Source organism: Paenibacillus mangrovi, from assembly GCF_022898935.1.
GTDB classification, from domain to species: Bacteria; Bacillota; Bacilli; order Paenibacillales; family Paenibacillaceae; genus Paenibacillus_AQ; species Paenibacillus_AQ mangrovi.
This window is the reverse complement of record NZ_JALIRP010000005.1, coordinates 199,634-214,168: the sequence shown is the minus strand read 5'-3', so window position 1 is coordinate 214,168 and position 14,535 is coordinate 199,634. Positions and strand designations below refer to the sequence as shown.

Genomic DNA, 14,535 nt, shown 5'->3' with positions numbered 1-14,535 from the left:
TCAGAGGTGCGAAACGCCGACGATACCAATACATAGGAGGTATGATCAGGTCATGAAACCAATCATGGAAGTGGCAGGTTTGATCGGAGTGGAAGAAGAGGAGCTGGAGCTGTATGGACGGTATAAAGCCAAGCTCAGCTCGTCTTTGTGGGAACGGGTAAAGTCTCGTCCAAACGGCAAGCTGGTGCTGGTGACCGCTATGAATCCAACGCCAGCAGGGGAAGGTAAGACGCTCACTACTATCGGACTGGCCCAGGCGCTGAATATGATCGGGCATAGGACGGTAGCTGCCCTTCGCGAGCCTTCGCTGGGACCGTGCTTTGGAATGAAGGGCGGAGCCACGGGCAGCGGGAGAGCGCAGATTATTCCGGCAGAGGATATCAACTTGCATTTCACTGGCGATCTTCACGCCATTACGTCTGCGCATAATCTATTGGCAGCCATGATCGATAATCATATCTATCAAGGCAATACAATGCGGCTGGATCCGCAGCGGATCGTATGGAAACGTGCCATGGATATGAATGACCGCAGTCTCCGCAGCATTGTAACAGGACTCGGTGATGGAAATGGCGCCGTCCGTGAAGGCGGCTTTCTGATTACAACCGCATCGGAAGTGATGGCTGTGCTCTGCCTGAGCGAGAATATCCGTGATTTGAAGGAACGTCTTGGCCGCATCATCATCGGCTATAACCAGGAAGGCGAAGCAGTGACGGCTTCGCAGCTTGAGGCGGTGGAGGCCATGACGATTCTGCTGAAGGATGCGATCAAGCCGAACCTTGTACAGACGCTGGAGGGCACGCCGGTCATCGTCCATGGCGGACCTTTCGCCAATATTGCTCATGGCTGCAGCAGCGTCATCGGAACAAGGCTTGCCTTGAAGCTGGGGAACATCGTGGTAACGGAAGCGGGCTTTGGCGCAGACCTTGGCGCAGAGAAGTTCCTGGATATCAAGTGCCGTCAAGCTGGCCTGGATCCGGCAGCCGCTGTCCTGGTCGTGACGGTCAAGGCACTGAAATATAACGGCGGCGCATCCAAAGACAAGCTGCATGAGCCCAATATGCGGGCGCTTGTGGACGGGCTTGCTAACATGAAGCGGCATGTGGAGAATCTGAAGAAGTTCGGTGTGCCGGCTGTGGTAGCTGTGAACCATTTTGCAGATGATTTGCCTGAAGAGGTAGAGCTTGTACTGGCAGAATGCCAAGCTTTGCATGTTCCCGCCGCTGTATCTAAGGTATGGGCAGAAGGAGGGGCAGGCGGCTGTGAGCTGGCGGAGGCCCTTATCAGGCTGCTAGCTGAGGAAAGCTCCAGCTATCATCCGCTGTACGAGCTTGAAACGGATATCCGCTCCAAGATAGAAACGATCGTCAAGGAAATTTACCGGGGCGCTGAGGTCTCGTTTACCCCTGCGGCTTTACGGAGTCTCGGAGATATCGAAAGGCTGGGGTATGGCAGCCTGCCTGTCTGCATGGCCAAGACGCAGTATTCATTCTCGGATCAGCCACGTCTGCTTGGAGCTCCGGAAGGCTTCACCGTTCAGGTCAGGGAGATTTCGCTATCGGCTGGCGCCGGTTTTGTAGTTGTTCAGACTGGAAGCATCATGACGATGCCCGGACTACCCAAATCCCCTGCTGCCGAGCATATGAGGATCGACGAAGACGGCCGGATATCCGGCATGTTCTAAACGTCAATAAAACCAGCCTTTCTTCTGCACGCGCGGCAAAGGGCTGGTTTTTTTCAGCTGAAGTAGTTAAGTATCCATTTTTCAGCATGCTGGACTGTTTGTGATTTAATTCACATGAATTAATGCGCGATTTGATTACAATGGTTATGCAGAAACGGATCAATAATGCTACGCTACGCCTGATTCGTTCAAAACTAAGCAGATTAAATTTTAGATAAGACTACAGCATTCATAACAGGATGCAAAGGAGAGGACATTATGGCTGCCTATAAACCTCAGCAAATTGCCGAGCTCACCGTTGAAACAGGGATCAAAAAGGCGCATAATTCACCGCTTACGGTATTGGTGCTTGGTTTTCTCGCGGGAGCATTTATCGCACTCGGGTTTTTGCTTGATATACGTGTCATCGCAAGCGCGCCCAAGGAATGGGGATCCTTTGCCACTTTCATCGGAGCGGCTTTGTTTCCCACAGGGCTGATCCTGGTGTTAGTTGCTGGCGGAGAACTGCTGACGGGTAATATGATGGTGGTGTCTTTGGCCCGGATGGCGAAGAAAATTTCGACGCTTGAAATGTTGAAAAACTGGCTGCTCGTGCTGGTGGCCAACTTTGCCGGTGCATTGTTCGTCGCTTACTTTTTCGGGCATGTCACCGGTCTGACAGAAAGTGGTCCTTACCTGGATAAGCTGGTGGATATGGCTGGACATAAGCTGGATGACAGCTTCCTGCAGGCCTTCGTGTCGGGGATCGGCTGCAACTGGCTGGTGGCGCTGGCGGTATGGCTGTGCTACGGGTCGGATAGCATGGGCGGAAAAATTCTCGCGATCTGGTTCCCGACCATGGCCTTCGTCGCTATTGGTTTTCAGCACGTAGTTGCGAACATGTTCCTCATTCCGGCAGCCATTTTTGCAGGCCATTTCACATGGGGCGATTACTTCATGAACTTTATCCCCGTACTGCTGGGGAATCTCGTCGGCGGGGTGGTATTCGTTGCAGCGGCGTACTGGACTGCTTACCTGCGGGATGCGAAGCCGGCCACTTTGAATCAGAAAGCAGATCCTAAAGCAGCGGGCGGAATGCGTAAGCACGCATAAGAGCAGAGCAAGAATCATAGAAAAAAGAGCAGCCGTTCCCCAGAGGGAGCGGTTTTTTCTTTCATATCTACAAAATCGCCATGTAACAACATAATCTGATTTTCTTTGCGCATTTTTCTCCCGCCGATTAAGATGAAAGTAGAGATGAATGATCATGGAGATTTCAGAGGAGAGTGGAGCGGGAATGATCGAACAGAAAAATGGCGTGTTTCCAGCAGTTTGTCCGCTGGATTGTCCTGATACCTGCGGCCTGCTGCTGCATAAGGAAGACGGCAAGATCATCAAGGTGACTGGCAATCCGGAGCATCCGGTGACGCAGGGAGCGATATGCAACAAGGTCCGCAATATGACGGAGCGGATTTATCATAATGAACGTATTTTATATCCCCTGAAACGGACGGGCGCGAAGGGCTCAGGGGAATTCACCCGCATCTCATGGGAGGGAGCGGTGCAGGAGATTACAGGCCGATACCGCGAGCTGATCGCGGAATATGGATCAGAGTCCATTTTGCCTTACAGCTTTTACGGCAATATGGGCATTCTCAGCGTAGACGGTATGGACCGCCGCTTCTTCAATGCGCTGGGCGCAAGCCGGCTGGATCAAGCGATATGTAATTCCGCCGGTAGTTCCGGCTGGAAATATACGATGGGCTTCAAGGGCGGAACATCGCCGGAAGATACGGAGTTTGCCGATCTCATTATCGTCTGGGGTGGCAATCTGATGAGCACCAACATGCATCAGGTGGTGTATGCCGAGAAAGCGCGCAAGCGCGGCGCCAAGGTGGTCGTCATCGACGTGCACAAAAACCGTACCGCCCAGTGGGCGGACTGGTTCATTCCTCTTTACCCCGGCACGGATACGGCGCTTGCGCTTGGCGTGATGCATGTTCTGTTCCGTGATGGATGAACAGATGAAGCGTTTCTGCAGCGCTACACCGTGGGTTATGAAGAACTTCGCGAGCATGTAAAGAGCTACACGCCTAAACATGTCTCGGCCATAACAGGCGTCCCTGCGGAGGATATCGAGAAGCTCGGGCGCATGTACGGCGAAGCAGCCGTCTCTTTTATAGCGATTGGGAACGGACTCCAGCATCACGACAACGGCGGCATGAATGTGCGCAGCATCGCCTGCCTGCCTGCTCTGACAGGCCAGTGGTTGAAAAAGGGAGGCGGAGCGGTCAAAGGTAACGGTGGTTATAATGCCATGAACAGCGACTATCTGGAGCGGCCGGATTTGCGTCCGAATCCGGAGGCCCGCAGCATCAACATGAACCGCATCGGCGAAGCGCTGGAGATGAAGGAGCAGCCGATCAAGGCGGTATTCGTGTACTGCAGCAATCCGCTGGTGGTCGCTCCGGATACGGAGCGGGTACAGGCAGGTTTTGCACGTGAAGACTTGTTCACGGTGGTGCATGATCTCTTCATGACGGATACGGCCAAATATGCCGATATCGTCCTGCCTGCAGCCTCGTCCTTTGAGACGACGGAGCTGTTTAGCTCGTACTGGCATCATTTCGTACAGCTGCAGGAGCCGGTGATCGAAAAAATGGACGAAGCCAAGGGCAACGTGGAGCTGTTCGCCATGCTGGGGCGCGCGATGGGGCTGGATGAGCAGGCCTTTGACGAATCCGAGGAAGAAATGATCGCCGGGGCGCTAAAATATCCGGAGAACCCGTATTTGAACGGGGTTACGCTGGAAGCGCTGAAAGAGAAGCGGTTCGTGAAGCTGGATATGACGCCGCAGGCGTCGTATCTGGATCGGCTGACTACACCATCCGGCAAGATCGAACTGTATTCCGCGGCGATGAAGGAGGCGGGACTGCCTCCGCTTCCGGAATACGTGCCGCTGCAGGAAGGTTATGATGGAACAAACCGTCCCGGTAAAGACGAGCTCTATCCGCTCATGTTCATTTCACCGCCGAACCATAACTTTTTGAATTCCACCTTTGCGAATGTCGAGAAGCATCAGCGGCTCGAGAAGGAGCCGCAGCTGCAGATCCATCCTCAGGATGCTTCTGAACGCGGGATTAGCGATGGGGACATGGTCATCATTTATAACGGTCGCGGACAATTGGAGCTTAAGGCGCTGGTTACTGATAAAATGCTGCCAGGAACCGTCATCAGCCAGGGATTGTGGTGGGATGGCAAGGGCCGCAAGCAGCGGGCCAACGCCTTAACGGCCGACAGGCTGGCAGACATGGGCGGCGGAGCCACTTTCTTTTCGACTGTTGCCCAAGTAAAGCGTCAGTGAGAACTATTGCCGGGACTGCAATTATGATGGATGCTTAGTAATTTGCACATTACAGGAGAAAAACATATGAAATTTTTGCAATCCTATCCGAGGGAAGTCAAAATCTTTCTTGCAGCCAGCCTGATCAATTCCGCCGGTGGATCGCTGATGTGGCCGCTGACAACAATGTATGTCTTTGACGAGCTGGGCCGAAGCATGGCGGATGCGGGACTGGTTGTCATGATCCAGGCATTCGGCGGCATTATCGGACAGCTTCTTGGAGGGGCGTTGTACCATCGCGTAGGGGTGAAAAAGCTCATCGTCGGCTCACTCGCGATGAACGCGCTGGGACTGTTCACGCTACCTTTTATCAGCTCGTATTGGGTGCTATATATGGTGATGATGGGCTTTATCGGCCTCTGCAATGCCGTTTCGATGCCCGCCATCCAGGCCTTTGTCGGCTTCCGTTTCGCCGATCGGCGCGGAGAGCTCTTTAACGTGATCTATGTCGCGAATAATATCGGTGTGGCACTGGGTACGGCGCTGAGCGGTTTTCTTGCCGATGTGTCTTATCATTTGACCTTCGTTCTGAACGGGGTGACCTCCGCCGTATTCGCGATGTTCTTCCTGAATTATTTGAACCGGCTGGATAAGCAGGAAGGCCCGGTGCATTTGGAGAAGAAGGCCAAAGCCGAAGCGAAGGACAGCATCCCGGCACTCCTTGGCAACACGCGAATTTATTTGTATCTAGGCCTCGGTTCCCTGTTTTTATGGTTCGGCAACTCGATTTGGAACACAGGTGTGTCGCCGCATATTATATCCGAAGGTCTGCCCAAGAGGGCTTACGGCTTTTTATGGACCCTGAACGGGATTCTGATCTTCGTCGCCCAACCGGTGACAACACTGATCAAACGCTGGTTTGCCAAAAGCTCGTCGGCGCAAATGACGGCCAGCGGGATCTTTTACCTGGCGGCCTACATCATCATTCTGACATACCCAAGCTATCCAGGGATGGTGCTCGCCATGGTGCTTGCCACTTTAGGAGAGATGCTTATTTCCCCGGCCGTGCCTGCGTTTATATCAGATCATGCTTTTAAGGCTGCCCCATTCTATATCGGGCTGACAGGCGGCATGGGGGCGATTGGACGCATGGTTGGGCCTTATTTCATGGGTATACTATACGATAAGGGAGGACTTCAGCCTGTAGCCTGGCTCTCCATCGTGATTGCGGTCGTGGCCGTAGCCTTCTTCGTCATTCATTTGGGCCGCAACCGGACATCCGAACGCTCTCTGGCAAAGACCATTAGCGGTTGACAGAGGATTCGATCCGATATAAGGCAGCTGCCAAATTACAGCAAGTTTCCTGCAAAAGAGGTGTAATTCATGAAGCTTCATCAACAGACTCTGACGATCAGGCTATCTCAACTAAAAGACGCACAGGCTCTCATGGACATCGATGCGTTGGTATGGACGGACCGGACCGCACCGGAGCCGCTGCTCTGGCCATCCAGAGAGGATTTCCTCCAGCATTGCCCTCCGGCATCACAGCTTGTGGCTGAAGCGGACGGAACCGTTTGCGGCTATGTTGGTTTCAGCCATCCGACAAAACTTGCGGGCAATAGCCATGTGTATGAGATTAATATTGCGGTGCATCCTACCTATCAACGAGAAGGGATCGGTACAAGATTGATCCGGGCGGCTAAGACATGGGCTGTGCAAGAGGGGAAGCTGAAGCTAAGGCTTCGCGTGCTTTCGACGAATCCGGGAGCCATTGCCTTTTACCGTAAAAACGGGTTTGTGGAGGAAGGCCGTCTGATGGACGAATATCAGGTTGAAGGCAGATACGTAGATGAAATCTGGATGGCCTGTTTTTTAGAGGAAAGACCTAAATTTGATATTTTTGTGTGACGGACTTATGCTTAGATGAATAGAGTGAATACATGGACTTTCACCAAGTGAAGGTCTTTTTGTTTCAGGAGCACAAGCCTAATTAGTATATATTTCCTGTTTTGTCCCGGGATCAAAATGTGTAAAATTAGGGAATTATGTCTCTATATTCAGGGATCATAGCTGCATTTCAAACGAAAATAAAAGAATTATAATTTATATATTCAGAAAAAAGGGGTTGTGGATAATGGATTTGCATCTTCAAGGCAAAAAGGCTCTGGTCATCGCCTCCAGCCAAGGACTAGGCAAGGCGATTGCCGCCGAGCTGGTCAAAGAGGGAGTGGATGTCATGATCAGCAGCCGCAATGACGACAAGCTCGAAGTGGTGCAGCAGGAGCTGCAGCAGCTGGGCAGTGGACAGGTAGAATATTATGCGGCGGACATTACGATTCCGCATGAAGTAGAAGGCCTGATCCGATATACGGCGGAAACCTTTGGCCATATTGATATTTTGGTCAATAACGCAGGCGGTCCGCCAGCGGGCACATTTGAATCGTTTACCGACGAGGATTGGGATAAGGCGTTCCAGCTGAATCTGCTCAGCTATGTTCGCACGATCCGGTGCGCGCTGCCGCATATGAAGGAGAAGGGCGGCCATATCGTCAACTTGACGTCGAGTTCGATCAAGCAGCCGATCCCTGGGCTCATTCTTTCCAACACATTCCGCACGGGTGTGGCGGGTATGAGCAAGACCTTGTCGCAAGAGCTGGCCCAGTACGGCATTTTGGTGAATACGGTAGCACCGGGGAGAATTGCCACGGACCGCATCAAGAAGCTGGACGAGGACAGAGCCAAGGCGAAAGGCATTTCAGTAGAGCAGATCAAAGAGCAATCCCTACAGGAAATTCCGCTTGGACGTTATGGAGAGCCTGAGGAATTCGCCAAGGCGGTCGTTTTTCTGCTGTCCGGGGTCAATACCTACATTACGGGCAGTACGCTTGTGATCGACGGCGGTATGGTTGAAGCTTTATATTAAACGACAATAAAATAACCTTTGAGCTCGCCAGGCTCCTTTTGGTATGATGGAATTTAAAAAATACATACAAGGAGACTGGTCAGGATGGAGGAGAACAGAAGCTGCGGCATCGTGTCCGTGAATACGGGCAAGCCCGTTACGGTGGAGTATTTGGGCAAGCCGCTCACGACAGGCATTTATAAGCACCCGGTTCAAGGCGAGGTATTCGTCTCTCGCACGCAAATGGAGGGGGACGGTCAGGCTGATCTCAAGCATCACGGTGGACCCGATAAGGCGGTGTGCGTCTATCCCTACGAGCATTATGCTTACTGGGAGCAGCAGCTGGACAAGAAGCTGGATTATTCCGCATTCGGCGAGAATCTGACCGTGACCGGACTGCTTGAGACGGAAGTGTGCATCGGTGATATTTTTGAGATCGGAGAAGTGGTTGTACAGGTAAGTCAGCCGCGTTTCCCCTGCTTTAAAATTTCCAGCAAGCATGCTGTTAAGGATTTTCCGGTGCGGGTACTGGATACCGGATACAGCGGTTTTTACCTGCGTGTTCTACAGGAGGGCCGCTTAAGCAAGGATTCTGCCATCGTGAAGCGTTCCTCCCACCCGATGCAGGTTTCCGTGGCTTCAGTATTGAAGCAGCAGGCCCTTGGCCGCCGTCAGGCGGACCCAGAGCAGTTGATACGGATGCTTGAAGTCGATGCGCTCGCATCGAATGTGAAAGAATCATTCAACGAGTGGCTGCAGGAAGCCTAGAGATAATCAAAGTTAAAAGCCGCTCCGCTGGATCTGTGCATCCGGTAGAGCGGCTTTATCTGTTAGTAGATCGTATGCTATCTCAGCAGCTTCCAATCGCTTTGAATCATGCCGTAGACCGCATGGTTGACAAAGCCCTGCGGCAAAAGCTCGGCCTCGCGAACGATGCCCTCCAGGACAAATCCCAGTCTTTCGGGAATGGCCCGGCTGCGCTTATTGCCGGTGGCACAGCGGATTTCAACGCGGTTCAGATCGAGATCCATCAGTGCATAATCCACGAAAGCCCGGCAGGCGCTGCTCATGATACCTTGGCCTACATATTCCTTCCCGAGCCAGTATCCGATACTGACCGAGCGGCTATGCCAGTTAATCTCATGAAAGCTGATGATGCCTGCAAGTTCCCCCTGCACCCAAATGCCCGCCGAAATGGTGCCATTTTCCGCTCCATGCTTTATAGCGTTTCTCACAAAATTAGTGGTATGCTCCACTTCCGTAATTGCATCGACCCAGGGAAGCCACTCGCGCAGCGTGTCGCGGGAACGGTTGGTCAGGATAAATAAAGGGCGTGCATGCTGCAGAGCCAGCGGCCGCAGCTCAATATGATCGTCTAAGGGATATGTAAACATGATAAATTAGACCTTCTTTCTATGGAGAATAGGAAGATGCGGTTTACCGCGCTTTTTGGTTGTTGTTTCCATGCTATTTTAAATGCTACCTTATTCAAATGCCTCCGTCAAAGCGTAAAAAGTGCGAATCATTGAACTATCCGGCCATTACAGGTATATTTAAATGAAACACGCTTATACAGAATAGATATAGAGTGGGGCAGGAAACTGCCATCGTTTCGTTCTATTAAGGCGGCATAATTCAGGATGAAAGGTTGATTACTGTGGAGAAACCAAGCACCCCCTCCAATTTTATTAAAAACGTAATTACAGATGACCTGGAGTCCGGCAAAGTCCAGAAAGTGATTACCCGCTTTCCGCCGGAACCTAACGGCTATTTGCATATCGGACATGCCAAGGCCATCTGGATTAACTTTACGCTCGCACAGGAATTCGGGGGTTCGACCAACCTCCGCTTTGACGATACAAATCCGATGAAGGAAGATGTGGAATTCGTTAAATCCATTGAAGAAGACGTGAAATGGCTCGGTTATGACTGGGCGGAGAAACGCTTCGCATCGGATTATTTTGAAGAGATGTACAAGCGTGCCGAGCTCCTGATCCAAAAGGGCAAGGCTTACGTGGATGACCAAAGCGCCGATCAGATCCGAGAAACACGGGGAACACTGACGGAGCCCGGACAAAACAGCCCTTACCGCGACCGCAGCGTAGAGGAGAACCTGGAGCTGTTCCACAAAATGCGTGCCGGCGAATTCAAGGATGGCGAAAAGGTGCTTCGCGCCAAAATCGACATGAGCTCGCCGAACATCAATCTGCGTGACCCTGTCATTTACCGAATTGCCCATGTGGCCCATCACAATACGGGGGACAAATGGTGCATTTACCCGATGTACACCTTCGCCCATCCACTGGAGGATGCCATCGAAGGCATTACGCATTCCCTGTGTTCGCTGGAATTTGAGGATCAACGTCCATTTTATGATTGGGTGATTGCGGAATGCGAGATGGAAAGCACGCCGCATCAATATGAGTTCGGACGCCTGAACGTCGCTCAGACGCTTACTAGCAAGCGCAAGCTGAAGCTTTTAGTGGATGAGAACATCGTGGACGGCTGGGACGACCCGCGCATGCCGACGATCTCCGGGCTTCGCCGCCGCGGCTACACGCCGGAAGCGATCCGCAGCTTCGTATACGAAACGGGTATTTCCAAAAGTCAGGGCCTAATCGACCTGCAAATGCTGGAGCATTTCGTCCGTGAAGATCTGAAGCTGAAATCACCGCGCACCATGGCTGTGCTGAAGCCGCTCAAAGTGGTGATTACCAATTACCCGGAAGGCCAGGTCGAATGGCTCGAAGCGGAAAATAACACCGAAAATCCAGAGATGGGCAGCCGCCAAATTCCGTTCTCACGCGAGATTTACATCGAGCAGGACGATTTTATGGAGAACCCGCCGAATAAATATTTCCGCCTGTTCCCGGGCAACGAAGTACGTTTGAAGAATGCTTATTTCATCAAATGCAATGACTTTATCAAAGACGAAGACGGGAATGTGACGGAAATCCACTGCACCTATGACCCTGAAACCAAGAGCGGTACCGGATTTACGGGACGCAAGGTGAAGGGCACGATCCACTGGGTGGAAGCTTCCCATTCTGTACCTGCCGAATTCCGCCTGTATGAGCCGCTGATCAAGCCGAAGGAAGACGAGGCAGCGGAAGCCGAGGAAGCCGTGGAAGAAACGGACAAGGTGGAAAAATCCTTCCTGGATGAAATTAATCCGAACTCTATTGAAATTCTGCATGGATTCGTAGAGCCGGAGATGAAGGAAGCGAAGCCGCAGGACAAGTTCCAATTCTTCCGCCATGGATACTTCAATGTCGATCCGAAATATTCGAAGCCCGGAGAGCCGGTCTTCAATCTGATCGTATCGATGAAGAGCTCGTTCCAGCTCCCTAAATAAGAAAAACGTCTATCGACGTACCTTCACAGAAGACAGACCGCGTTTAGATGTAGTTTTTCTTGCGATATAAGGATGTGAGATCCTCGAAGTTTATACTTTCTTATATCTTAAGAAATAAGGCTCCTAAAGCAGCCTTGGGCCCAAAAGAAAAGCCAGTCCAAAGAGATGATCTCTTACGGACTGGCTTGTTTCTTTTAGTGGTATTCTTCGAGCTGATCATCCAGCTCATCATCTTCAGGTGAATCCGGCTTCGGGTGATGCCCCTGAATCCGCAGCCAGTACCACATGAGGCCAAAGCCGATGGCTCCGAACATCGCCAGTAAAAAGGCTGTGTTGTACATGGCCTGGCCGCCAAAATTCTGGAACAGCCAGCCGCCGGCCAAACTGCCAACCATAGTGGAGAGGCCGCCCCAAGTTAAGGTGAAGAGGGAATGCGCCGAGGCACGGTGCACCGGAGGCACCAGCAGACTGACCACCTGGGTTCCGACGTAAAAGTATCCGCCGAATGTAATACAGTGCATGATTTGAATAAACGCAACCTGCAGCGGCTGCGTGGCATCTGCCATGAGCAGCCACCGTATGCAGAAGAGCACACTCACCACGGCCAAGCAGCCGATCAGGGTGGAGAGAGAGCGTTTCAGGTAGCGGTGAAAAAGCACGAGCACAGCGACCTCGAGAATGGACGAAAGGAACACGGCGAAACCGACCATCGTCTTGGAGCCGCCGAGTTCCGTTATATACAGAGACAAGAATGTATTATTCATCGCATTAGGTACGGAGACCAGTATGCCAAGCAGAATAAAAGCGACGAAATAGCGGTTAATGGCAAATTTGCCGAAGCCTCTCAGGCGGATTGGCGGTGTCTCTGAAGCTGCTCTCAGCGGGGGAAGCATCAGAATGGTACCGATGGCAAGTAGAAGAATACCGGTAACCAGGAACGACAGGTGCGATATGCCAATCCGGTCAATGAGCAGACCCGCCGTTACGGCGACGATCGCCCAACCAATGGAGCCCCAATTCCGGAAGGTGCCGAATTTCTGAGGCGTATCCGCAATATATCCCAGAATAAGCGTGTTGCTCTGAGCGAAGAGCGGGCTCTGAAAAAAGAAAAAAAGAATCATCGCCAGATACATCATATTGTACGTACTCACATGAAAGATAATTTGAATGAGCAGAAGGGTTCCGGTCATCATAAACAACAGAATACGTCTTGCATTATGCAGACGGTCACTCCAAAATCTCCAGAAAGGATTAGCGATCAGAGATACAAGGGGACCCAGTGCGATCAAGCTGCCGATTTCCTGTTTGTTCATGCCTGCATCCTGCAGGTATAATTGAAAAAAGCTGGTGAAGATCACCATTGTGCCGTAGATTAAAAAGTTAAAAGCCTTAAGTGGTAGCAGCCTGGACTGTTTTTTTACAGTATCCTGCACATTGCACATTCCTTTCCGACCGAATGCTAATCGACAGCGGCTATTTTAGAGTCGCCATTCTCACTTTATCATTTGTTGAAAAGGGATACAAACCAATAATTGTTAAAGTATCCAATTGAAAGTTTTTTAAACGATTAATGTCTTGGATTCGCGAACATTCTTAAACTAAAAAAGGTTGTATAAGGAAGTGGTTCCAAAATGGGTAAAGAGATAACAGGTGTGATACTGGCAGGAGGAAAGTCGAGCCGGATGGGAAAAAATAAAGCACTTCTTGCCGTCGGCCGGGAAAGGGTCATCGACACCATCATGAATGCCATGTCCAGTGTGGTTCAGGATGTACTCATTGCGTCGAACGACCGTGAAGCCTACCTTGAGCTTGGCAAGGAGATCGTAGAGGACCGCTTTCCGGGACAAGGACCTTTGTCCGGCATTCATGCAGCACTACAGGCAGCCAAGACGCCGTGGATCATCGTGGCTGCTTGCGATATGCCCTTCGTGTCTTCGGATCTGATCCATTATCTTACAAAGACGGTCCATGAGTCGCAAACCGCTCCTGCAGGTGGGATAGAGTACCAGGCCGTTGTCCCCCTGGAAGAAGGAAGAGTGCAGCCCCTGCTGGCGGCATATCATGTCAGCTCTCTCCCCGCTCTTGAAGAGTCGCTCAGGTCTGGAAAGCTCAGAATGACCGACTGGCTTGCACAGCTGCAGGTCCGGTACATTTCGGAAGAGGCTCTATTCAAGGAAACAGGCATGAATCCCGGCCATGTATTCTTTAATATGAATAGCCCGGAGGATTACAATCTGGTACTGAAAAAGCAGGAGGATCAAGAGGCGGGACGCTAAGGCGCCCCTTTTTTTATATCTATAGAACACGGTCTTCCGAAATTTGAACTTTTCATTAATATTTGAACTTTACATTAAAATTTGAAATAATCAGAGTGGATCCGTATTGCGTTGTGAAATATGTCACATAAGAGCTTCTTATTTTCAGGTATGGTGAAATCAGGAAGAAAGCGCTATCTTGTCTTTAGTTTTTAAAAGGAATGGAGACAATTATGATATGGACCTTGATAAAGGAGGATTCAGCTATGACGACGACAGCTAGTGAGAGGCTGCTGGACACCACAGAAGGAACCCGCTGGCTTCAGGGAAGAGGATGGGTATACCAGCTGCTCATCGATTTTTCGGGGAATTCGCCGAGCTTATCGCTAATGGCTCCGTGGCAGCGGCAGGCTGCGCTCCGTGAGGAGCTGGCTTTGACCGAAGGGGGGAGGCGTCTGCAGGAATATTTGGGTGAGCTAGAGCCTTGTGAGCTGTCTAAAGTATGCCAGACCGAGACTTTAGAGTATGAACGGCTGTTTGCCGGCCCGGATGCGCTGCTTCCCTGCATCTGTGAAAGCATATACTGTGCAGCGGATCAGCGCAGCGGTCAGCGCTGCTTGCAGAATATCCGGGAAGCCTATGCTGGCTGCGGCATTGTATTTAACAAGCTGCAGAGCGAAACGGATGACCATCTTGCCATTGAGCTGGAGTTTATCGCCGTGGCCGGGGAGCATATGGATGATGCGCAAGGCTTGCCGGAGTCCCGGCTGATGTGGCTCGATACACAAATTGACTTTTTGGAAAATCATTTGATGAAATGGACACCGCGCCTATCGAATGAGCTAATTGCACTCGCCCGTACCCCGCTGTACCGGGAAATCGGGCATATCGTAGGAGAATTTATCCCTTACGATCTACAGATGCTTCGCTTGCTGCGGAAAGATCTCACATAAAAAAGATCACGAAATACGTGTTAAGGGCAATCAGTAAAAAGGACGCGTTCCCTCCCGGGTGGGA

Annotated in this window: 11 protein-coding genes and 1 pseudogene; 10 read left to right on the top strand and 2 right to left on the bottom strand. The window is 51.4% G+C overall.

Annotated elements, in window-relative coordinates:
- Window positions 1-52 precede the first annotated feature (52 nt).
- The 7 genes and pseudogenes from MUG84_RS13975 to MUG84_RS13945 all read left to right on the top strand — a co-directional run bounded on the left by MUG84_RS13975 (window position 53) and on the right by MUG84_RS13945 (window position 8,676).
- Window positions 53-1,684, top strand: coding sequence for a formate--tetrahydrofolate ligase (locus MUG84_RS13975; RefSeq protein ID WP_244725660.1), 1,632 nt, complete (start codon window positions 53-55; stop codon window positions 1,682-1,684).
- Between the two features lie 258 nt (window positions 1,685-1,942).
- Complete coding sequence (locus tag MUG84_RS13970; protein WP_244725659.1) at window positions 1,943-2,776, top strand: formate/nitrite transporter family protein; 834 nt, start codon at window positions 1,943-1,945, stop codon at window positions 2,774-2,776.
- 184 nt (window positions 2,777-2,960) lie between these two features.
- Window positions 2,961-5,027: pseudogene (locus MUG84_RS13965) on the top strand (molybdopterin-containing oxidoreductase family protein).
- A 66-nt stretch (window positions 5,028-5,093) separates the two neighbouring features.
- Entirely contained in the window at window positions 5,094-6,320 is a 1,227-nt protein-coding gene (locus tag MUG84_RS13960; protein ID WP_244725658.1) for an MFS transporter, read from the top strand.
- Between the two features lie 69 nt (window positions 6,321-6,389).
- Window positions 6,390-6,914 carry a GNAT family N-acetyltransferase gene (locus tag MUG84_RS13955; protein WP_244725657.1) on the top strand — a complete coding sequence of 175 codons (525 nt, stop codon included), beginning with the start codon at window positions 6,390-6,392 and terminating at the stop codon, window positions 6,912-6,914.
- A gap of 226 nt (window positions 6,915-7,140) precedes the next feature.
- On the top strand, window positions 7,141-7,929 hold the full coding sequence (locus MUG84_RS13950) for an SDR family oxidoreductase (protein ID WP_244725656.1): 789 nt from the start codon (window positions 7,141-7,143) through the stop codon (window positions 7,927-7,929).
- 84 nt (window positions 7,930-8,013) lie between these two features.
- Window positions 8,014-8,676 carry an MOSC domain-containing protein gene (locus tag MUG84_RS13945; RefSeq protein WP_244725655.1) on the top strand — a complete coding sequence of 221 codons (663 nt, stop codon included), beginning with the start codon at window positions 8,014-8,016 and terminating at the stop codon, window positions 8,674-8,676.
- Window positions 8,677-8,753: 77 nt separating this feature from the next.
- Here MUG84_RS13945 and MUG84_RS13940 read toward each other — a convergent pair whose 3' ends face one another.
- Window positions 8,754-9,302 (bottom strand): GNAT family N-acetyltransferase, encoded by a 549-nt coding sequence (locus MUG84_RS13940; RefSeq protein WP_244725654.1) that lies wholly within the window; start codon window positions 9,300-9,302, stop codon window positions 8,754-8,756.
- A gap of 263 nt (window positions 9,303-9,565) precedes the next feature.
- Here MUG84_RS13940 and MUG84_RS13935 point away from each other — a divergent pair, with 263 nt between their 5' ends.
- A complete protein-coding gene (locus tag MUG84_RS13935; protein WP_244725653.1) occupies window positions 9,566-11,263 on the top strand; it encodes a glutamine--tRNA ligase/YqeY domain fusion protein in 1,698 nt (565 codons plus the stop codon).
- A 194-nt stretch (window positions 11,264-11,457) separates the two neighbouring features.
- Here MUG84_RS13935 and MUG84_RS13930 read toward each other — a convergent pair whose 3' ends face one another.
- A complete protein-coding gene (locus tag MUG84_RS13930) occupies window positions 11,458-12,705 on the bottom strand; it encodes an MFS transporter (RefSeq protein ID WP_244725652.1) in 1,248 nt (415 codons plus the stop codon).
- Between the two features lie 240 nt (window positions 12,706-12,945).
- On the opposite strand from MUG84_RS13930, the gene mobA reads away from it, so the two are divergent.
- Both mobA and MUG84_RS13920 read left to right on the top strand, forming a co-directional pair.
- Window positions 12,946-13,539, top strand: coding sequence for a molybdenum cofactor guanylyltransferase (gene mobA, locus MUG84_RS13925; RefSeq protein WP_244725651.1), 594 nt, complete (start codon window positions 12,946-12,948; stop codon window positions 13,537-13,539).
- Window positions 13,540-13,784: 245 nt separating this feature from the next.
- Window positions 13,785-14,471, top strand: coding sequence for a TorD/DmsD family molecular chaperone (locus MUG84_RS13920; RefSeq protein WP_244725650.1), 687 nt, complete (start codon window positions 13,785-13,787; stop codon window positions 14,469-14,471).
- Window positions 14,472-14,535: the final 64 nt, after the last annotated feature.